The sequence below is a fragment of the Polaribacter glomeratus genome, from assembly GCF_002954665.1.
In the GTDB taxonomy this organism is placed as follows: Bacteria; Bacteroidota; Bacteroidia; order Flavobacteriales; family Flavobacteriaceae; genus Polaribacter; species Polaribacter glomeratus.
Genome location: NZ_MSCM01000001.1, coordinates 1,927,686 through 1,949,236 on the forward strand (window position 1 = coordinate 1,927,686; position 21,551 = coordinate 1,949,236).

The window sequence follows — 21,551 nt, forward strand, 5'->3', positions numbered from 1 at the left end:
GTAAATAGAAACATATTATGAAAAAAATAAATATAATTATATATGCTTTTCTAAGCTTCATTCTTTTAACAGGATGTGATGAAGGCTTCGAAGAGTTAAATGTGGATCCAAACAACTCCACAGCGATTCCTGCCCACCTTTTGTTGGGAGGAACTCAAAGAATATTCATGAATACCATGTATTCAGCACAATTAGGTGGTGACATGGGTGAATGTTGGGCGCAACACTGGTCTAAAGTTCAGTATAACGAAGAAGCAAGATATGAACCGAGAGTTGGTAATATCAATGCAATTTGGAATAACATTTATGCTAGTGTTATATCAGAGTCTAATGCTATGTATAAATTAGCAGAGATAGAAGAGAACAATAGCCTTAAAGGTGCTGCCCTAGTTATGGGAGCTGTAGGATACCAAACATTAGTAGATTTTTATGGCCCTATACCATTTACAGAAGCTATTGATGGTGCAATATTACAGCCTGCATATGACGATGAAGCAGTTGTATATGAAGGAATCCTTAAAATGTTAACTGATGCATCAGCATTATTAGCAAATGGGTCTGGAGAAATTACTGCAACTTCTGATTTATTTTATGGTGGTGACACTAGTAAATGGTTAAAGCTTGCAAACTCTTTAAAGTTTAGAGCTTTAATGAGAATCTCTAAAACTAGAAATGTAAATACAGAACTACAGGCTTTAATGGGTAAAATGTTTACTTCTAATGAAGACAGTGCTCAATTAACATATTTAGCTGCTGTACCAGATGCAAACCCTATATGGGAAACTATCGTTGATGGTAACAGAGCTGAGTACAAAGTAAATTCGGTTTTAGTTAGTATTTTAACAGGATTAAATGATGATAGATTAGCTGTTTATGCTGGTGAAAATGCAAGCGGAAACATTGTAGGAAAGCCTTCTGGTTTTGGTGCACAAACTACATTGCCAAATGAAGGTTTAGGATATACATATGCAAATATTTCTCCTTTAGGTGCTTTCTATTTAACACCTACTCTTCCTGGTGTATTAATGTCTTATTCTCAGTTAAGTTTCTTAGTTGCTGAAGCAGCAAACGAAGGTTTCATTACTGGTGGTAATGCAATGGCTTTAGATTGGTATAAAAAAGGAATAACAGCTAGTTATAAGTTTAATGGTTTAGACGCTACTTCTTATTTAACACAATCATCTTTAAACTTTAGCTCTAAAGCAGACGGAAAAGTTAAAATAGCAACACAAGTATGGATTGCTTTATACGGTCAAGGTTTTGAAACTTGGACAGAATGGAGAAGAACTAAAATTCCTGCATTATCACCTGCAGCAGAATCAATTCTTGGTTCAATTCCTTCTCGTTTACATTACCCAACAACTGAATCATCATTAAACAAAACAAGTTATGATGCTGCAGTTTCAAAGATTGGATCTGATGTTTTATCAAGTACTTTATTTTGGCAATAAATTTTTAAAAATTAAAAACATATAAAATGAAAAAAATTAAAATATTATCGATATTTTTCTTGTCAATGATTATGACGTTTGCATCATGTGTAGATAGTGAAGACTCATTGGACGTAGATTATAATATTTCTGCAGAAGGAGTTGTAACCACTTTAAGTGGAACAACTGGTAAACTGTTAGGAAACGCCCTTAACCCTTTAGACTTAGCAAACTCTGAAGTAGCATTGATTGATGTAAATGCTGATTTATTAATTAACTTAGCACTTGAGCCTGGAGCTTTCGCTAAAAATGTAAGTAAATACGAGATTGTAAAATCTTTTAATGGTGGCGCTGAAACTGTGGTAGCAGAAACTACAACATTACCTTACACTATTTCGTATAGTACTGTTGCTGACTATTTAAGTGGATTAAACTTAGATCCTAAAAGTTTAAGAATTGGTGATCAAATCAATTTTAGAGTTAAGGTATTTACAACTACTGGTAAAGTATATTACCAAGGTTCTAATTCTAGCAAATATGATGTTACTATTAACTGTGCATCTGATTTAGCTGGTGCTTATAGCTTAAATGTTGTAACAAGTAATGGGTTAAATGTTAATTTCCCAAATGAGCTTATTTCTGAAGTTGGTCCAGGATTATACAAAACTACAACCACATACAGATGGGCAGCTGCATCAATTGCACCAGATGTAGGTTTAAACTTTAATGATGTTTGTGGAACATTAAATGCTGCTCAACAAGGTTTGGCACAAGGGACTTATTCAAATCAAGTATATAGCTTTAAAGATGGTAGTGCAGATGCTACTACAGGTAAGTTAGTATTATACTATATCGTTGAATTTGGTGGTGGAGCTGATAAAATAGAAAATATTGCTACTTTCACTAAACTATAAAAATAAAAAAATGAAAAATATAATAAAATCGATATGTTTAGTCATGTCAATTAGTATTCTTTTTACTTCTTGTGAGGACAATGACCAATTTACAGGTGCTTCTTCTCTTAAATGGAGTGATGTAGCAGTAACACTGTCAAGTGCTCAGACTTCTTACACAATAAACGAAAGTTTAATAGATGAAGATAATCCAAGTACTTATAGTATAAAGATAACAGCTACAATAGCGCAACCGCAACCAATAAATGCAGTTGTTTCTTTTAAGCAAGCAAGTGGTAACGCAAATTCAGCTGATTATTCAGTTGGTGAAATTGTAATAGCTGCCGGACAAACGGTTGGTTCTACTAATGTAGAAGTATTTAAAACAGGTGATATTGAAGGTACAGAAACTTTTAATTTGCAAGCAATGGTAGATGCTAATTTTACAATAAATAGCTTCAATTTACCAGTTACTATTAGTAACGATTTTGTAAATGATGTTTTAGAATTCTCTACAACTTGGGCTGGTGAGTATACATTTGATAATGGTCCTGCTTCAACGACTATAGACTTTTGTACTATAGATTTTGATGTAGAATTATACACAACTGCTGGAGATTTTGTACAATATTTAGGCGCTACTGGTGCTTGTACAGAAACTGGTTCTATAACAGGTTTACCTAACGGTGATTACTTTGTAGTATTAAATTTATATGATAACCCTAATACACCTTTTGCAGAAACTGAAACAGTTCCTGTAACTGTGTCGTATAGCCAAGCAAATTTTGCTACTGCTGGGTCATTTACAAATACTGCAAATAACCTGTCTACACCAGCTGGTACTTTAACAGCTGTTGCAACTGTTACAGTAAATGGTTATAATTACACAGTAACACCTATGTAATCAATGACGATAAACATAAATAATAAATAACAAAAGCACCTCTATATTTTTATATAGGGGTGCTTTTTACTTAAAAAAAAACCCTTATAAATGAAAAAAATTATAGCATCTATAGTCCTACTTACATTAGGCATCTATCTAGTTTCTACATTCGTTAATAGTGATAATTTGGCGGCTAACGATGAAATTAAGAAACTACACAAACAAAATATAGACAAAAACCCTTTTAAGGAAACCTTAAAATTGTCTAAAGAAGAAAGAAGAGCATTTGGTTTAACACCCAATAAGTATAATGAAGAACAATGGATTTTAACTATGAATCCAGAATTGGGTAGACCAACACCAATAAAAGTAGCAGAATTGCAAAAAGAGTTATCGTTAACACAAAACTATTTTTCTCGCTCACCAGGAAGCGCTATTGGCAATGACTGGGTAGAACGTGGACCAAATAATGTTGGTGGTAGAACAAGAGCGGTTATGTTTGATCCAAACGATGCTTCTGACAATACGGTTTTTGCAGGTGGTGTTAGTGGTGGTTTATGGAAAAACACAAATATAGCAGATGCAAATTCTGTTTGGCAAAGAGTTGGTATTCCAGAAAACTTAACAGTATCTACAATTACATTCGACCCAAATAATAAACAAGTATTTTATGTGGGTACAGGAGAATCATATGTTGGTCATACAGATGGTTCTGCAAACGGAGACGGTATCTGGAAATCTACAGATGGTGGTGCTACTTGGAGTAATATATTTGGAGGAAATACAGGCGTAAGCTTTTTTGTGTCTTCTTCTAATATGACAGTAACAAGCCCATCTACTATTGCAGGTAATTACCAATCTTTTCCAACAACTAATTTTGGACCTGTAATTACTTCAAAAATATCAGCAGGGTTTATTCTTGCTAGTGATACATCTGGCAACCCAACTGAAGGCTGTACTAGTTTTGGTGGAAATGCAACTGGCAAAATAGCGTTAGTAAGAAGAGGTGATTGCTCTTTTGTAATTAAAGTTAAAAACGCTCAAAATGCGGGTGCTGTTGCTGTAATTGTTATGAATAATGTATCTGGAGAACCAATACCAATGGGTGGTGAAGATGCAACAATAACAATCCCGGCAGTTATGATATCTAAAGAAAACGGAGACCTTATGGAAGCTGCTTTAGCATCTGGTGCTGTATCTGGTTCACTTAACCCTGCATCTGGTACATTTACTGCTACTGTAGTTCCTGGTATTCAACACATAAATGACATTAAAATTAGAAATAATGGTGGCGTTTCTGAAATATATGTAGCTGCAGCTGATGCACTATATGGTTCATCGAACGCTACTACTACTATAGGAGGTTTATCTTATGGATTGTATAAATCTGTTAACGGTGGAAATAGCTGGTCAGAAATTAACCTTCCATTAACTGCTAATGGTAACAAACATTGTCCTAATGATATCGAAATCGGTGCAAATGGTAAAATATGGTTAGCTACAACCAGAAGTAAATTATTTAGTGATGGTGGTGGTGAAATATTTTCTTCTACTGATGGTAACACCTTTACAAAAGCGTATACTGTTGTAGGTGGAATTAGAACTCAAATTGCAGTATCTTCTACTGTGGCTGATAAGATATATGTTTTAGCTGAACTAGCTGAAGGAGTTACTATAAAAAAATCTACTGATGGATTTAAAGTATCATTCTTAACTCAAAATAAAGCGTTGCCAAACGATGCTGATACTGGTATTACTGCGGCAGATTTTACAAGAGGACAAGCATTTTATGATTTACTTTTAGAAGTTGATCCTAATAACGATGAGATAGTATATGCAGGAGGTATCGATTTATTTAAATCGACCAATGGCGCATCAGCTTGGACACAATTTTCACATTGGTATGGTGGATTTGGTTTTCAAGAGGTACATGCAGATCAACACATAGCAGCTTTTGGACATAATGATTCTAAAAAAGTTGTGTTTGGAAATGACGGTGGTGTAGCTTACACTGCAAATGGAGGTACAACTACTGTAGAAAGAACTAATGGTTTGGTAACTTCTCAATTTTACACACTAGGTGTAGGACCAACAACTGCATTTACAGGAGATTATATTGCTGGTGGTTTACAAGATAATGGAACACAATTAATTCAAGATGGTAATACATCTGCAACTGATAGTGCTACTGAAATTTATGGTGGTGATGGTGCTTATACATTCTTTGATCAAGATGGTACAGACAGATATATTATTAGAAATTATGTTTATAATGATGGTATCAACTTGTATAATTTTGATGGTCCTAACGTAACAATTAATAGTGAAGATACAGGAGCTGGATCTTTTATTAATCCACAGGGTTTAGATTCTAATCTAGATATTTTATATTCAAACTATTCATCTGGAGGTGTTTCTGTTATAAAAAGATACTCAGGAATTAAGAGTACTGCTACTTTAACAAAAACAGATTTAACAAATGCTTTACTAACAAACAGACCAACGGCATTTACGATTTCTACATATACTAAAACCTCATCAACAGTGCTTGTTGGTACACTTTTAGGAGATATTCTTTTAATTGAAAATGCAAATACAGCTACACCAACTTGGACAAGTTTAGATAAAAATATACTCGTAGGTAGTGTATCTGATGTAGAATACGGACAATCTGAAAACGATATCTTTGTTACAATGCACAATTATGGTGTTAATAATATTTGGTATACAAATGATAAGGGTGCTACATGGAAAGCAAAAGATGGAAATTTACCTGATTTACCTGTTAAAGCTATTTTACAGAATCCTTTAAACTTAGAAGAAGTTATTATAGGAACTGAACTTGGTGTTTGGTTTACTTCAAATTTCTCTAGCGATAGCCCTGTTTGGCAAACTTCTTTTAATGGAATGAGCAATGTTAAAGTTTTAGATTTAGATTTAAGAGATGATAATATGGTTTTTGCTGCAACACACGGAAGAGGTATCTTTTCTGGACAGTTTAAAGCAGGAACACTGAACGTAAATACTGAAATTTTTGCAACTTCTAAAGTAAAAGTATTTCCAACCATATCAAATGGAGAGGTGTTTGTAACCTCTGCTAAGAATATTGATAAAACAGAATTAAATGTTTACAATTTAGTTGGACAAAAAGTACATTCTGAAATCATAAATATTTCTAATGCTAAAAAACGTTTAAATTTATCTGGGTTAAAACCAGGTATGTATTTAGTAAAAATGAATAAGGGTGGTATGAAAACATCGCAAAAAATTATTATTCAATAATTAACTCTTATTTAAGTATTATAATATTAAAAGCCACCTAAAGAATTTTCTTTTGGTGGTTTTTTTATGCTCTTTTTTAACATACATTTGCAACATGACAAAAGAGACTACTATCATATTTGGAATTAGAGCAATTATTGAAGCTATAGAAAGTGATTCAACAATCAATAAAATATATCTTCAAAAAGGATTGAGAGGTGCTCTTTTTTATGAATTAGATAAAATCATAAAAGAAAAGAAGATTACTACGAGCTTAGTTCCTGTAGAAAAGTTAGACAGACTATCTAAAAACAGCAATCATCAAGGTGCTGTTGCCCAAATATCTCCTATAGATTTCTATGATTTAGAAAGACTTATTGAGGATACTTTAGAAAGTGATAAAATTCCTTTGTTTTTAGTTTTAGATCAACTTTCTGATGTTCGCAATTTTGGCGCAATTATAAGAACTGCAGAATGTACTGGTGTTAACGGAATTATCATCCAAAAAAACGGAAGTGCACCCGTAAATGCAGAAACAGTAAAAACTTCTGCCGGTGCAGCATTTAAAATACCTATTTGTAAGGTAGATCATATAAAAGATGCCTTATATTTATTGCAAGCAGCAGATATTAAGACAGTTGCCGCTACAGAAAAAACTGATGATTTAGTTTATGACATCAACTTTAATCAACCAATAGCAATTGTTATGGGTTCTGAGGATAAAGGTGTAAACCCTTCTGTATTAAAAATGGTTGACTATAAAGCTAAATTACCTTTATTAGGTGAAATTGCTTCTCTTAATGTATCCGTGGCTTGTGGCGCTTTCTTATACGAAACTTTAAGACAAAGAGTTATTGTAAATAAGAAATAGAATGGTTTCTGGTTTTTAGAAAATAAAAAAAAGAAATACTCAATTGCTCGTATTCTGTTATAAATTAATTTCTTTTCCTGATTCTTCTGATTCGTTTAAATCGACCTCTAATGGTGGACAAAAATTACCTTGTTCATCAAATAATAGATCAAATTCTGTTTCTTTAAACTGATGTACTTGTTTTACAATTCCTTTCTTTCTGTAAATAATTGCAAATACAAAACCTGTTAAAAAACCAGATAAATGTCCTTCCCAAGACATGCCGTCTTTGATCGGTAAAATATACCAAATCATACTTCCGTAAAGAAAAATAATAATTAATGAAAGCGCTACTAATCTGTAATGCTTTCGTATAATTCCGCTAAAAAAAACAAAACTAAACAAAAGGTATACAATTCCACTTGCACCAATATGATAAGATTCTCTTGCTATTAGCCAAGTTAAAAATCCTGTAAAAAAAGCTCCAAATAACAAAACCTTATAGGCAACTTCTTTATAAAAATAAAAAAGACTACTTAAAAGCACGAATAAAGGTACCGAATTGTTAAAAAGATGACTTGTGTTGCTATGTATAAAATGCGTTAAGAAAACGCCTCTAAAACCTTCAAAAGTTCTTGGATAGACTCCGTACTTGTTAAAATTAAGGTTGCATTTAATTTCAATCAAATAAAGAACCCAAATTGAAACTACATATACAATTGGAACCAGTAAAAATGACTTTGTTAATTTAATTTTATGTTTGTCTTCCATCAACCATAAAATAACAAAAATCTAACCAAATACAAATTATGCAATTTCTGTCAGAAATCTTTGTTATTTTTACAGAATGAATGAACCTTTGGCAGAAAGAATTAGACCTAAAACACTTGAAGATTATATTAGTCAGCAACATTTAGTTGGCCAAAATGGCGTTTTAACAAAATTAATAAAACAAGGAATTATTCCGTCTTTAATTCTTTGGGGTCCTCCTGGAATCGGAAAAACAACACTTGCTACTATTATCGCTACTGAATCTAAAAGACCTTTTTACACATTAAGCGCTATAAGTTCTGGCGTAAAAGATGTGCGAGAAGTGATAGAAAAAGCGAAGAAAAGTGGCGGATTATTTACCACAAAAAATCCTATTTTATTTATTGATGAAATTCATAGATTTAGTAAATCGCAACAAGATTCTTTACTAGGTGCTGTAGAAAAAGGTTGGGTTACTTTAATTGGTGCAACCACAGAAAACCCGAGTTTCGAGGTGATTCCTGCCCTACTCTCTCGCTGCCAAGTTTATATTTTAAACTCTTTTGATAAAGAAGATCTAATTGCATTACTGCATAGAGCAATAGAAAAAGATGCCTTTTTATCAACTAAAAAAATTACTCTAAAAGAAACAGATGCCTTGTTACAAGTTTCTGGCGGCGATGCTCGAAAACTTTTAAATATTTTTGAGTTATTGGTTTCTGCGGATGATGAAATAGAAATTACAAATAAGCTTGTTTTAGAAAAAGTACAAAAAAATACGGCGAGATATGATAAAACCGGTGAGCAACATTATGATATTATTTCTGCTTTTATAAAATCTATACGGGGAAGCGACCCAAATGGTGCTGTTTATTGGTTGGCAAGAATGATTGAAGGTGGCGAAGACGTTAAATTTATTGCACGAAGATTATTAATTTCTGCATCCGAAGATATTGGTAACGCAAATCCTACAGCTTTAATTTTAGCAAATAATACGTTTCAAGCAGTTTCGGTAATTGGCAATCCTGAATCTAGAATTATATTAAGTCAGTGTGCTGTATATTTAGCAAATTCACCTAAAAGTAATGCTTCTTACCTAGCAATTAATAATGCTTTAAGTTTAGTTCAAAAAACGGGTGATTTGTCAATACCGTTGCATTTAAGAAATGCGCCAACTAAATTAATGAAAGATTTAGATTATGGTAAAAATTACAAGTATTCTCATGATTATCCTAATAATTTTGTAGATCAAGAATTTTTACCTGATGAAATTTCTGGCACAAAATTATATGAACCTGGCAACAATGCAAGAGAAAATCAGTTTAGAGACACCTTAAAAAATAAATGGAAAAATAAATATAATTATTAAAATTTTATTTGATACTCTTTGGTTACTAACAGGTTATTTTCATAAAACTCTGCAATCCAATTTTCTCCCGATTTATATAAAGTTCCGTTTTTATTATTAATTATAAAAACATCTTTTACGTTCGTTTTTAAAATTAAAAAAACTACTTCTGGTTTCGTATTTACCAACTGAAATCCATTAGTTATTTTTTGGGCGTATAAAACATCCAAAGTTTTAGAAGGTGTTGTGTTTTCTTCTTTTACCTCTATTATAATATCTGTAGTCTCCGCAATTATTGGGGTTGTTATTGTATTACTCTGTTTATCTATAATAACAGCCTCTTTTTTCACTATCTTTATAGAATCAACCAAAGAAGCAGAGTAAGTATATTTAAAATCGGTCATAGAATCGTAGGCAATTCTAATAGCTTCTTGATAGCCTTTTTTAAAATCTTTTTCTTTGCTTTTACCTATGTCTGAAGTAAATAACGTTATACCATAACAATCTTTTAATTGTATACTGTTTTTGATAACAAACAAACTAGATTCGTCAATAACGGTTGCAAATAATCCTAAGCATCTATTTACTAATAAGTCTTCTGGAAGAGTTTCGTTGCTTAAAAAAACCTTGAACCCTTTCTTTTTTAATAAAAATTTAGTCAAAGAACTTGTTTGGTATTGATCTGTTTCCTTTAAAAAATCGAATTTATCAGCTACAATTATATATTGATATTTATCGAAATTTGTCTGCTGACTAAAAAGTGAGGCACTTATTAAAAGAACTAAAAGAAAGATTGTTTTTTTTATCATTTTAATTAAATATTACGTTGATTCCCATTTGTAAAGATACGCTATTTGCAGCTGCAAGATTAGAATACTCTAAGATGTTGTCTAGCATTCCGTACAAATTAACTTTACCAAATTGTGCAGAAAGACCTGCTCCAATATTAGCGTAAGAAAAATCATCAATAGTGTACGTTACTTTTGTTTGTATTTTTTGTGTAATTGCTTTTTGATAAAAACCAGTAAGTGCTAATTGCGGATTTAATGGTCTAAAAATACTATAAAGCTGCACACCTATTGCATCTGTATAAAAATCCTTATAGGTATTATCATAACAAATTTTACTTCTTCTTTCGCCAAAACTGTACTTTAATGCAGCATTTAATTTTGCAGGTCTCCATGAAATATACGATTCTTCATTTTCGTCTGTTGGCAATTGCTCTTTAAAGTTTTCATCAATTTGTCCCCAATAATTTGTTGGGTTATCTGCATCATATTCAAACTCGATACCGTCAAAAACAAAACTACCTTTTGCTGTAGTATTTTTAATATTTTTTGAATGATTAATAAAACCCACATCTAAGATACTTCCTGAAAATTCTAGTTGTTCATTTATATGATAGGTTAAACCAAAATCAACACCAAACCCTAGATTACCTCCTAAAAAAGTATTTTTTAAATACGTGTTTGGATCCTCTATATATTCGCCATCTTTAATTAAACCAGAAGTATTAAGACTTACATCAACATTACTTAAATAATGTCTATAAATATTATCCCTGCCTAAAACAGTTGTAAAAGTACCTGTGTTATTAGTTGACTCGATATTTAAGGCTGATGAATAAATTTTAAACCTTCCTCCTACAGTTAATTGATCATTCATTTTCCTAGACACTCCTGCGTGCAAAACTCCTAAAACATCTAACTTATAGAGCAATTGAGATGCGTTAAAACTTTTATTTAAATGTGGATTATTGCCTTCACTTAATAAAATAAAAAGATCTTTTGGATAATAACTTATAGCGTCTATTTCTTCATAAAAACCAGAGCTTATATATGTTTTGTCATCTAATCTAAAACCACCATTCAATATTTCGATCTGAGAATTAAAGCTTAAAAAATCTTTAGTGGTTAGCGAGTTGATAGTCGAAGAAATTTTTTCATCAATATCTCTATTATCTAAAGCAAATAAGTCTGTTAAAATAAATTCAGAAGATCCGAAATCTAATGAAAACCCAGACATTAATGGCACACCAAAATGAAATTTATAATTTGTTTCTGCACCAGGATTTAGTAATAATGTTTGCGGTAACTCTGCAAAATCATATAAAACTTGTTTGTTTTGAGCAGAAATTTTAACGGCTGACAAAATCAGTATAATACATAAGATTCTTTTCATTTTATATACTTGACTCTATAAATAGTGTTACTGATGATTTAAAAACAAGCTCACGAGTATCATTAGGGTTCATTTGAGTGCCAGTGTTTTCTATGGATGTAGAAATTCTTACTTTAGTTGTGTTTAAAATAGTTGGATGTGAAGCAATTTCGATTTCTTCTAAAAATTTAAAATTTAAATCCTCTTTTTCTACTAAAATGGTCGTGAAAGAATAAACAACATTGTTACTATTATTTAAAAAATCTACTTGAAGCGATACTTCTCTATCAAATTCGTTTTTAATTTCTGCATTAAAATCAATTTTAACAAGGTTGTCTCTAATATACGAATTTTCAAATCCTTTAAATTGTGTACTATCAGAAATACTATTTTGTTGTATCCCGTTCGAGTCAAAAAACTGAGCGGATACAAGCGTAAAATAAGTTAATGACGAAGTAAGCACTGGTTTGGAAACATGATCATCTAACTGGTTAAGATCTAAACTTTCATAACAAGAAGTAAGCACTAAAAAGCATAAAAACATGCTTATTTTATTAAGGGGTTTCATATGATATTGTCTATTTTTTAAAACGAAATTTAATTAAAGATATTGTTTTAATTCTAAAAGCGATTTTATGCTTGGAAAACGAGAATCAATTACATTTTCTCCAATAAAATTAAAATGAATTGCGTGCATACCAACATCAATTGCACCTTGAATATCTGCCTCAACATTATCGCCAATCATAATGGAGTTTTCATTTTTTGCATTTGCAACCTCTAATGCAAAGTTAAAAACTTTAGGATTTGGTTTTTTAACACCAACAGAATCAGATGTAATTACTTCTTTAAAATAATGCAGAATATTTGAGGATTGCATTTTTTTAGTTTGAATTTCTTCAAATCCGTTTGTAATAATATGCAATTGATACTTCTCTTTTAAGTAGTCTAAAATTTCAAAAGTATGCTCGAATAAATGGTTAAAATCGGGCATAAACTCTACATATTCAATGGCAATTACATCTATTAAATCGTCTGAAATAGTGAAATTTACAGCATCAAAAGATTTTTTTAATCGTTGGTATCTTAATTCTTCTTTGGTTACTTTTTCTTCTCTATACAGTTTCCAATATTGATGGTTTAAAGGTCTGTAAATTTCTAGAAAGCTGGTTAAATCTATGGTAATATTTTGTTTATCAAAAACCTTTTTAAATGCTAAATCAGAGTTTTTTTCAAAATCCCATAAAGTATGATCTAAATCGAAAAAGACGTGCTGTATATGTTTCATTTCCATTATATTTGAAGACAGTATTTAAGCTAGTAATATGCAACTATTTTCTTTTTTAAAAAAAGGGTTTGTTAAAAATGTTTTAACATTAATAACAAGTTTTGCGCTAAGTCAAGTTGTTATTTAAGCGTCAACTTTAGTCTTTTAATTATATTTGACAATATCTACTACTTTTTATAAAACCTTACAGCTAAAAATCAGTAAAAAAAATAAATTAAAATTTATAAAGTTTAACATCAAAAAAAAGTTTTTATTATGCAGGTAATTATAAAACTTTTGAAGCTCTTTTTTTTTTTACGAAAGGAGAACTTTTAAAAAAAAGTTCCTTTTTCAACTATTAACTATAAATCCTCAAAATAAAAAATGTTAAATAAAAAACACCTACTCATATTCGTTTTTATGACTATTTCTAGTCTTACCATTTGTCAAAAAAAACTACCTTTAAGCAATAATTTATTTGAGAATTTAAATCTAGATTCACCCAGTATGAAGCAGGTGAAAACATCTTATGTTACTAATAAAAAACCACTAAAAGCTCTTCTTAAATTTTATAGAGAAAAAGAAGATCTTTACAATAGGGTTACAAAGGAAGAGATTTCATATTTGAGAGAGCAATATCCAGAAGATATTGCGAATTCAATTAAGATTGCGGATCAGGTTGTTAATCAGTATTTTGTTTTTAGAGAAGATTGGGATATGGAAAAAACCAATATTCCTTATCAATTTGGAAAAGAGATAGATTGGGCAATAAATCCGTTTGGTGATCCTGAATGGACCTATATGTTAAATCGACATAAATTTTACACACATTTAGCGAAGGCTTATTTTTTTACAGGAAAAGAAAAATATGCTAAAACTTTTGTGACGCAAATAGAACACTGGATTGAAAATAATCCGTTACCAAATTTAGAAGACGTTTATAATGCAAGTGCTGGTTGGAGAAGAATTGAAGCAGGAGTGCGTTGCGAAAATTGGATAAAGTCATTTGAATACATAAAAAATTCGAAACATATAACACCTCAATTTCTTGAGAAATTTTTAAATTCTTTGCATCTTCATGGAGAGTATATTACCAATAATTATAGTGATTTTTCAAAAACGAGCAATTGGGGTGTGCTAGAAAATCAAGGATTATTTCAGGTCTCTATATTTTTAAAAGAATTTAAATTGGCAGCTACTTGGCAGCAAGACGCCATCCAAAAATTAACTGAATGTATTGATTTACAGATCGTAGAAGGTGGTGCACACTGGGAGCATTCGCCAATGTATCACAATGAAGTGATGCATAGTTTAATGAATGTAAAATTCTTAGCGGATAGAAATAGCATTAAACTTACAGAGGTTCTTATAAATAAGACAAAAGAGATGGCCTACGCTAATGTAGCTTGGCAAAAACCTAATTATCACCAACCATTATTAGGAGATAGTGATGATACCAATACGCAAGGTCTTCTCTCACTTGCTACTTATTTGTATTCGGATGGCGTTATAAAATCGAGAGCACATAAAACACTTGATTTAGAAAATTATTTAATTTTGGGAAAAGAGGGTAATGATAAATACCAAAAAATAAAGGCACAAGACCCAGATTTTTTATCTGTATATCAACAAGGTAATGGTGATTTTTATATGCGGTCTTCATGGAAAGAAGATGCAACTTATACTTCATTACATTTAAGAAAATTGGCAGCAGGTCATGCACATGACGATCTTTTAAGCTTTACTATTTTTGCGAATGGAAAAGATTATTTGGTAGATAATGGAAGATATACTTACGTAAATAATAAATGGAGAAATTTCTTTAAAAGTAATATCAGTCACAATTCTTTGGGTGTAGATGAGCTACCAAATAGTATTTTAAAGGGTGCTTGGGGCACTAGTTATGAAGCTTGGTCTAAAGATATTTATACAAAGTCTGCTATTTCTTTTGATTATGGCGAAGCAGAAAACACTGCTTATGAGAGACTTGACGACCCTGTGACCATGAAAAGGAGAATGCTATACTTAAAACCTGATGTTTGGTTAATTTTTGATAGTTTTTCGGCAAAAGAAAGTCATAAGTATTCTCAGTATTTTAATTTTCCCAATAAGAAAGTTAAAATTACTGATGGTGTAATTTCTACCGATTACGAGAATAAAAACTTAATCATACAACCGATTGATAAAGTTGAAATGAAGCTTTCAGATTCTTGGTATTCATCAGAATACAATTTAAAAGAGGAAAGTAAGAGAGGTGAAATTTTTAAAAATGGCACTGGATTTACTTCTATGATTTCTTTAATTCACTTTTCTGATGAAAATGACTTACGCTTTAAAAAAATACCTGTCTATAATAAAAAAGGGGTACTAGTTCCAGATAGTCATGCAGAAGCAGTTACTTTATTTTTGGACGGAAAAGAATATACTTTGGTAGTTGCTTATAAATCACCAGATTTATATAGTCACTTTTTTAAAGTGTTGGATGATATAATGGTGCACGGAGAAATAGTATTGATAGAAAAAGAAGGTGATACAGTAAAGACGACGGTTATCAAGTAATTGTGCGATACTATCAATTAATTTTTGAACTATTTTAGTTTTTTTAAAACACTATAAAAAGTCATTAACATCTGATAAAAGATTAAATCTAACGATTTAATCTTTTATCTAATTGGCTATTATATTTTTTAGCTTAAATTCTTGTATTTTTCTAAAAACAAGCTACTGGTTAACTATTAGCTATTCACTTTCTGCTTTGTCAATAATCTGGTCTTTTTCTGGATTATATAAAAATTAAATTATGGTAGTCAAAAAGATGAATTTTACAAAAACTAACTAGATTAGAAAACGCCCAACTACGTTCTAGTTTCTTTTTAATTACAGCAAACAAAAGATTGACTATTGATACGCAATATACCTGTATTTTCATTATCTCCTAGAAAATGTTTCAATGGAAAACGCTGTTTTAGTTGCTTAAAGAGCTATTCTATTTGCCGTTTTGTTTTTATTACGGAAAGTGCATCTTATTTTAGTAGACATCTTTTATGTTCTTTGCTAACTTTCGCATATTCATGATTATTAACTAAATTCTATGACAAATATTTAATCCATTAGTGCCTATTCCTAATCCTATAAATCATCAACTGAAATAAAAATTATATTCTGGGATGTGTTCTCTTTTGCTCCGTGTTTGTGGTGTTGTTCTATTTTTACATCGATTAGAAGGTATTGATTTTTTTTTGGTTTTTCTTTAGCATTTTAACGACCAAATAAAAGTATTACTAAGAACGTGAGGATTGTATTTTTTACCTGTTTCATTTACTGTGTCATCATTCATTTTATAAGTAGTGCTAGTAGCACAAAAAAACAGTTATTAACAAAGTACTGGTATTAATGTTACTATTGAATAAACTAAAAATCTACCTCACAGTCTGTATAGAAGGAGGTAGATTTTTTTAAAAAACGATATAAACTACTGCTAGCTCGTAAACTATTTATGCTTAATAACCTGGATTTTGTTCCATTGGTGTGGTATTTGCATCAATAACGGATTGAGGTATTGGCATTAATTTGTCTTTATCTGCTATACTAGAGCTATAACGTCTAGCATACAATCTATATCTTTCTACTAATTTGTTATTACGAGCTAAAGAATATCTTCTATGTTCTTCAGACCAAAGTTCTCTTGAACGTTCGTCCAAAATAAAATCAACAGTAACGTCTGCAGCACTTATTAAACTTGCATTAGCACGTCTTCTAAGAAAATTAATCGTTGTTGCTGCGCCACCAGGATTACTATTCTTTAATTGTGCCTCTGCTAAAACTAAATAGGTTTCTGCTAAACGTAAATACACCTGATCATTATAACCCTCTCCAACAGCATTTAGTGGTTCTTTTGGATCGTTGTTAAATGCGTTGTCCCACTTTCTAGTACTTGGCCATGATGCCTGGTTATTAGGTTCCATTTTATTTTTGTAATCGAAGAAAATAGTATCTCCTAATGCAAATCCGTTAGGAATATTACTAGGATTATTCAAAACCTCGTAGGTTCTCCATGCAAATCGTCCACCTCTGTGATCGGATTCTTCATAAAGTTCTAAAGCGAATTGCGTTGGTCCTACTCTACCAATACCTCTTCCACCAGCATCATCTGTAAATGAAAAATATCCTCTTGATCCATTCACTCTAACTTGAAAAGATCTATTTCTAAACCAACGTCTCATTATGTTAACACCACCACCATTTACATCTCTCTCCATTTGCATTACCCATAAGACTTCTGTATTACCTTCTGTTTTATTTGAATTTCCTTGAAGAAACATGTCTGTAAAAGGTGTTCCTGGAATGCTAGATTTAACACCATACCTACTTTGTATTAAACTATAACTTCCATTTACCCCATTAATTAGATTGCTAGCTTTTGTAATAGCATTTGGATAGTCATCTAAAGTTAGATATAATTCTGCTAGATAATGTGTAGCAACACCTTGCACCAATTTTCCTGGGTTTGAAGATGTTTTTGGGAGGTTTGCTTCTGCAAATAATAAATCTTCTAACATTTGAGCTCTCACTTCTGCTACAGGAGTTCTTGTCCAATCAGACCTAACAGTTGATCCTGTTAATTCTACTAGAGAAAGAGGTACATCACCATACGTAAAAGTTAAATGTCTGTATGCCCAAGCTCTAAACAAGCGTGCCTCGCCAATTACTCTATTTTTTTCTGTTGGTGTCCAATCTATACCAGGATCTTCAGCCCTAGAAATAATTGCATTAGCAGAGCCTACTACTTGGTAAAGGTACGTGAAGAAGTTACGATTATGTGCTTCTTCAGGTATGTTTCTTGTATCGTATTCATTACCCACTCTACACCATCCTGAACGGTGGTTTCCATAGGCATTATCGGTACCAGAAATAGCAATATCAATTAGTAGATCATTATTATCTGTACCACTTCTTTCTCCGCCTCTTTCTCTTCTAAATAGGGCATACAAGCCGTTTAATCCTGAGTCAAAACCAGATGCGTCTACAAATAAGTTATCAGGACCAATAAAATGTCTTGGTGTTACATCTAAAACATCTTCTGAACAACTAATTAGAAGTAAAAAAATACTACAACTAAATATTATAATTTTTATTTTTTTCATTTTAATAATTTTAATTTTTATAAACTTAAGTTTAAACCTAAAGTAAAAGTTCTTTGTAGCGGTATGTCTGTATCACTGCTAAATTCTGGATCTAAGCCACCAAACTTGGTAAAAGTTGCTAAATTACGTCCAGTAAAATAAACATTTAAGTTACTTAAACCAATAGCATCTGCTACATTATTTGGTAAACTGTATGATAAGGTAACATCTCTAATCCTCCAGTAATCAGCGCTTTCGTAAATACGAACACCTCTTGGATTTGCATCTATATCATTTGCATAAAAGTCATTGGTTGGATTATCTGGAGTCCACCAATTTTTGTTTGCTGTGTTTAATTGAGTTTCTGCAAAAACACTATCAGCTAAAAGGCTATTTATTTTAGTAGCACCAAAAGAACCTTGTGAAACAATACTTAAAGTTACATTTTTATAGGCAAAGGTCATGTTTAAGCCACCAAAGTATTTAGGATCATTTTGACCTAATAGTACTCTATCGTCTGCATCAATAGCACCATCTTCATTCTGGTCTACAACTCTTGCATGTCCTGGCATTGTGTTTGGTATTGGTGCATTGGCAACGTCGTCACCCAATTGATAAACACCATCATATTGGTAGGCAAAATTAACACGAATTGGCTGACCAATAAACCATTGATTCAACACATCATCTTCTCCGTCTCCATACAAATCGACAATCTTATTCTCGTTGTAAGAAAAGTTTGCTGCGATATCCCACTTAAAATCATTTTTATTTAATACTGTTGCATTAATATCAAATTCTAAACCTTGGTTCTCAACTGATCCTATATTGTTGATTATAGAGGTTTCCCCGTTTATTGGTGAAATTCTTCTTAACAATAAAAGGTCTGTTGTTTTAGATTTATAACCATTAATAGACCCTGTAATTCTATTATTTAAAAATCCATAATCAATTCCTGCATTAAAAGATGTTGTAGTTTCCCAACCTAGATCATTTAAACCTAGTGTTTGTGGTATGTAACCTGCTGCCTGCGAACCACCATTGAGGTAAGAAAATTCAGTATATCTAGCAAATCTTTCGTAACCACTAATTGCATCATTACCATTAATACCGTAAGACAATCTTAATTTTAAGGTGTTAATAAATTCTGAATCTTCTAAAAAAGACTCATTGTCTGCGTTCCAGGCAAAACCTACAGAAGGAAAATCACCAAATTTCTTGCTCTCTCCAAACCCAGAATAACCATCCCTTCTTCCTGTTAATGTTAATGCATACTTTCTGTCAAAGGTGTAATTTAATCTTAACATGTAAGATAAAACTACCCTTTCAGAAAAGGATCTGCTAGGTGTTACCAAATTTGCAACATCTGACTGGTACCAAGTTAAAACATCACTTGGAAAACCTACGGATTGCAATCTATTATTTTCTGATATATCACGTTGATAACTATACAGACCAGTAGCAAAAATTTTATGTTTACCAAATGATCTCTCATAATTTAAAATATTTTCTATTAACGTATTTTTCTCAAGATTCTCTGCCGTGTTTGCACGACCTGATACAGCACTTCCTGTTCCTGTATTTATTCCGTAATAGGTAGCTATATTTCTAGCAGTGTAGGTAAAACCTGTATTAAGTTTAAAAGATAATCCTTTAGCAAAAGGTGCTTTTATCTCAATAAAATTATTGGTAAACAGTTTGTAGGACTCATCTTGGTTTTGAGCTAGTAAACCCTCTAGAGGATTTGTAAAGAAATTTTCTTCTGGCCAAGGAAGTATCGTTAAATCTCCATTTTCGTCTCTTACATTGGTTAATGGATTTGCACTATATGCACCTCTATTACCGCTCCAAGTTGCAGGTATACCGCTTCTATCTCCATAAGTTAATTGAGAATTTGTAGAAAAAGTAAGCCAATCTTTAATATTGTTAGTAACGTTAATTCTTAAAGATGCCCTCGAGTAGGTATCGTTAAGTGCAACTCCTTTGACATCTAAATAACTACCAGAAACATAAAAATTAGTATCATCTGTGGCACCAGATACAGATAATGTGTGTTGTTGTCTAAAACCAGTAGTTAAGGCTTCGTCTAACCAATTTGTTCCTGTACCATTTAAAAAATTATCTTCCTCTGTTTGTGAGATAGCATCTGGAGTTCTTGTAAGCTTAAAATTATAAAATTCCTCTGGAGTTAACATGTCAGGCAAATTAAAAGCCCTGTCTACTCCTGTAAAACCATCATAACGTATTTTAGTTTTACCTTTTACTCCTTTTTTAGATGTAACTAAAATAACCCCATTAGCACCACGTGTTCCATAAATAGCCGCAGAAGATGCGTCTTTTAACACTTCCAAAGAGCCAATATCGGTAGGATTTATATCCGAAATGCTTCCGTTATAAATAATACCATCTAATACGATTAAGGGTCCATTACCAGCTCGTATAGAATTTCTACCTCTTATTATAATACCGACTTCGTTACCTTCTGCAGAGCCACCAGTGTTCACAACAGAAACACCTGCAATAGCACCTTGTAAAGCTTGTGCAAAATTAGAGTTTGGCACTTTTTCTAATCTACTTTTATCTAATGAAGCTACAGCACCTGTTAAATCACTTTTCTTTTGTGTACCATACCCTACAATAACAATTTCATCTAGAGTTTCACTAGATTCTTCAAGGGTAATATTTATTGAAGTTTTAGAACCAATTGGTGCTTCTCTTTTTTTAAAACCTAAAGATGAAAAAACTAATATTTTTTTTCCACTCTTCATATTTAATGAATATTTACCATTAAAATCGGTCATTGTACCGTTTGAAGTTCCTTTTTGCACAACATTAACTCCCGGTATGGGCGTACTTGAAGCGTCTACAACAGTACCTGTAATCTGCTGTGCAATTAAATCTCCTCCGGTAAAGCCAAAAAATATCAATACTAATACTAATAAACTAAAGTTTTGACTTTGAAAGGATTTTCTGTGTCTCGATTTTTGTTTCATATCATGTTAAGTAATTATGTTAAATATTTATTAAATTATTGTACAAAACTACATTATTAATTGAGTAGTAAAGTCCTAAAAGAAGGTGGTTTTCGTTTTAATAAGTTTACTTTTCCTCGTAAATAGTTGAAAATATGCGTTTTAATGCATTTCGCTTTAGCTTCTAAAAACCCACCTTTAATTCATGAATGAACAACGAACAGATTGGCATTTAGTTTCTAAACTGACAATTCATATTGTTTGGAGCACAAAATATAGATTTACAGTTCTAAAAGGAGATGTTTAAAAGCGTTGTGGAAAACTATTGATAGAGATTTGTGATTTTTAAGATATTGTTATCTTAAAAGGAGTAGTATCAAATAATTATATTCTCGCATATATTAAGTATCGTCTACAGCAAAACATTGGTACAATAGTGAACAAATTAAAAGGTCTGTAAATTTCTAGAAAGCTGTTTAAATCGATGGTACTATTTTGTTTATCAAAAACCTTTTTAAATACTAAATCAGCGTTTTTTTCAAAATCCCATAAAGTAAGATCTAAATAGAAAAAGACATGCTATATCTGCTTCATTTCCATTATATTTGAAA

Annotated in this window: 14 protein-coding genes; 7 read left to right on the forward strand and 7 right to left on the reverse strand. The window is 31.6% G+C overall.

All coding sequences use genetic code 11. The features are described 5' to 3' along the window. Positions 1–17: 17 nt before the first annotated feature. From BTO16_RS08285 to rlmB, 5 genes are all read left to right on the forward strand, one after another. Positions 18–1,451, forward strand: a complete 1,434-nt coding sequence (locus BTO16_RS08285) for a SusD/RagB family nutrient-binding outer membrane lipoprotein (protein WP_105021121.1) — start codon at positions 18–20, stop codon at positions 1,449–1,451. A gap of 26 nt (positions 1,452–1,477) precedes the next feature. Then, the gene (locus BTO16_RS08290; RefSeq protein WP_146105367.1) at positions 1,478–2,344 is read left to right on the forward strand and encodes a hypothetical protein; all 867 of its coding nucleotides are present in this window, start codon (positions 1,478–1,480) and stop codon (positions 2,342–2,344) included. Between the two features lie 10 nt (positions 2,345–2,354). Next, entirely contained in the window at positions 2,355–3,227 is an 873-nt protein-coding gene (locus tag BTO16_RS08295) for a hypothetical protein (RefSeq protein ID WP_146105368.1), read from the forward strand. Between the two features lie 90 nt (positions 3,228–3,317). Beyond that, positions 3,318–6,491, forward strand: coding sequence for a T9SS type A sorting domain-containing protein (locus tag BTO16_RS08300; RefSeq protein WP_105021124.1), 3,174 nt, complete (start codon positions 3,318–3,320; stop codon positions 6,489–6,491). A 94-nt stretch (positions 6,492–6,585) separates the two neighbouring features. Beyond that, positions 6,586–7,341, forward strand: coding sequence for a 23S rRNA (guanosine(2251)-2'-O)-methyltransferase RlmB (gene rlmB / locus BTO16_RS08305; protein WP_211298211.1), 756 nt, complete (start codon positions 6,586–6,588; stop codon positions 7,339–7,341). A gap of 57 nt (positions 7,342–7,398) precedes the next feature. Here the strand turns inward: rlmB and BTO16_RS08310 are convergent, their stop codons facing one another. Continuing rightward, positions 7,399–8,091 (reverse strand): rhomboid family intramembrane serine protease, encoded by a 693-nt coding sequence (locus tag BTO16_RS08310; RefSeq protein WP_105021125.1) that lies wholly within the window; start codon positions 8,089–8,091, stop codon positions 7,399–7,401. Between the two features lie 76 nt (positions 8,092–8,167). On the opposite strand from BTO16_RS08310, the gene BTO16_RS08315 reads away from it, so the two are divergent. Further along, a complete protein-coding gene (locus BTO16_RS08315) occupies positions 8,168–9,439 on the forward strand; it encodes a replication-associated recombination protein A (RefSeq protein WP_105021126.1) in 1,272 nt (423 codons plus the stop codon). Here the strand turns inward: BTO16_RS08315 and BTO16_RS08320 are convergent. From BTO16_RS08320 to BTO16_RS08335, 4 genes are read right to left on the reverse strand one after another with little or no spacing between them, the layout of a single operon-like run. Then, positions 9,436–10,227, reverse strand: coding sequence for a hypothetical protein (locus tag BTO16_RS08320; RefSeq protein WP_105021127.1), 792 nt, complete (start codon positions 10,225–10,227; stop codon positions 9,436–9,438). The two genes, BTO16_RS08315 and BTO16_RS08320, sit on opposite strands and share 4 nt — an antisense overlap. Position 10,228: 1 nt before the next feature. Beyond that, entirely contained in the window at positions 10,229–11,599 is a 1,371-nt protein-coding gene (locus BTO16_RS08325) for a DUF5723 family protein (RefSeq protein ID WP_105021128.1), read from the reverse strand. A 1-nt stretch (position 11,600) separates the two neighbouring features. Then, the gene (locus tag BTO16_RS08330) at positions 11,601–12,146 is read right to left on the reverse strand and encodes a hypothetical protein (RefSeq protein ID WP_105021129.1); all 546 of its coding nucleotides are present in this window, start codon (positions 12,144–12,146) and stop codon (positions 11,601–11,603) included. Between the two features lie 33 nt (positions 12,147–12,179). After that, positions 12,180–12,866, reverse strand: coding sequence for a YjjG family noncanonical pyrimidine nucleotidase (locus BTO16_RS08335; protein WP_211298212.1), 687 nt, complete (start codon positions 12,864–12,866; stop codon positions 12,180–12,182). 399 nt (positions 12,867–13,265) lie between these two features. On the opposite strand from BTO16_RS08335, the gene BTO16_RS08340 reads away from it, so the two are divergent. After that, positions 13,266–15,404, forward strand: coding sequence for an alginate lyase family protein (locus BTO16_RS08340; RefSeq protein ID WP_262503050.1), 2,139 nt, complete (start codon positions 13,266–13,268; stop codon positions 15,402–15,404). Positions 15,405–16,345: 941 nt separating this feature from the next. On the opposite strand, the gene BTO16_RS08350 is transcribed toward BTO16_RS08340, so the two are convergent. Together BTO16_RS08350 and BTO16_RS08355 are read right to left on the reverse strand one after the other, a co-directional pair. Next, entirely contained in the window at positions 16,346–17,989 is a 1,644-nt protein-coding gene (locus tag BTO16_RS08350; RefSeq protein WP_105021132.1) for a RagB/SusD family nutrient uptake outer membrane protein, read from the reverse strand. A 17-nt stretch (positions 17,990–18,006) separates the two neighbouring features. Beyond that, positions 18,007–20,961 carry a SusC/RagA family TonB-linked outer membrane protein gene (locus BTO16_RS08355; RefSeq protein WP_105021133.1) on the reverse strand — a complete coding sequence of 985 codons (2,955 nt, stop codon included), beginning with the start codon at positions 20,959–20,961 and terminating at the stop codon, positions 18,007–18,009. Positions 20,962–21,551 lie beyond the last annotated feature (590 nt).

Coding starts and splice junctions, on each gene's coding strand:
- BTO16_RS08285 (WP_105021121.1), top strand. CDS start 18: ATGAAAAAAATAAATATAATTATATATGCTTTTCTAAGCTTCATTCTT.
- BTO16_RS08290 (WP_146105367.1), top strand. CDS start 1,478: ATGAAAAAAATTAAAATATTATCGATATTTTTCTTGTCAATGATTATG.
- BTO16_RS08295 (WP_146105368.1), top strand. CDS start 2,355: ATGAAAAATATAATAAAATCGATATGTTTAGTCATGTCAATTAGTATT.
- BTO16_RS08300 (WP_105021124.1), top strand. CDS start 3,318: ATGAAAAAAATTATAGCATCTATAGTCCTACTTACATTAGGCATCTAT.
- rlmB (WP_211298211.1), top strand. CDS start 6,586: ATGACAAAAGAGACTACTATCATATTTGGAATTAGAGCAATTATTGAA.
- BTO16_RS08310 (WP_105021125.1), bottom strand. CDS start 8,091: ATGGAAGACAAACATAAAATTAAATTAACAAAGTCATTTTTACTGGTT.
- BTO16_RS08315 (WP_105021126.1), top strand. CDS start 8,168: ATGAATGAACCTTTGGCAGAAAGAATTAGACCTAAAACACTTGAAGAT.
- BTO16_RS08320 (WP_105021127.1), bottom strand. CDS start 10,227: ATGATAAAAAAAACAATCTTTCTTTTAGTTCTTTTAATAAGTGCCTCA.
- BTO16_RS08325 (WP_105021128.1), bottom strand. CDS start 11,599: ATGAAAAGAATCTTATGTATTATACTGATTTTGTCAGCCGTTAAAATT.
- BTO16_RS08330 (WP_105021129.1), bottom strand. CDS start 12,146: ATGAAACCCCTTAATAAAATAAGCATGTTTTTATGCTTTTTAGTGCTT.
- BTO16_RS08335 (WP_211298212.1), bottom strand. CDS start 12,866: ATGAAACATATACAGCACGTCTTTTTCGATTTAGATCATACTTTATGG.
- BTO16_RS08340 (WP_262503050.1), top strand. CDS start 13,266: ATGACTATTTCTAGTCTTACCATTTGTCAAAAAAAACTACCTTTAAGC.
- BTO16_RS08350 (WP_105021132.1), bottom strand. CDS start 17,989: ATGAAAAAAATAAAAATTATAATATTTAGTTGTAGTATTTTTTTACTT.
- BTO16_RS08355 (WP_105021133.1), bottom strand. CDS start 20,961: ATGAAACAAAAATCGAGACACAGAAAATCCTTTCAAAGTCAAAACTTT.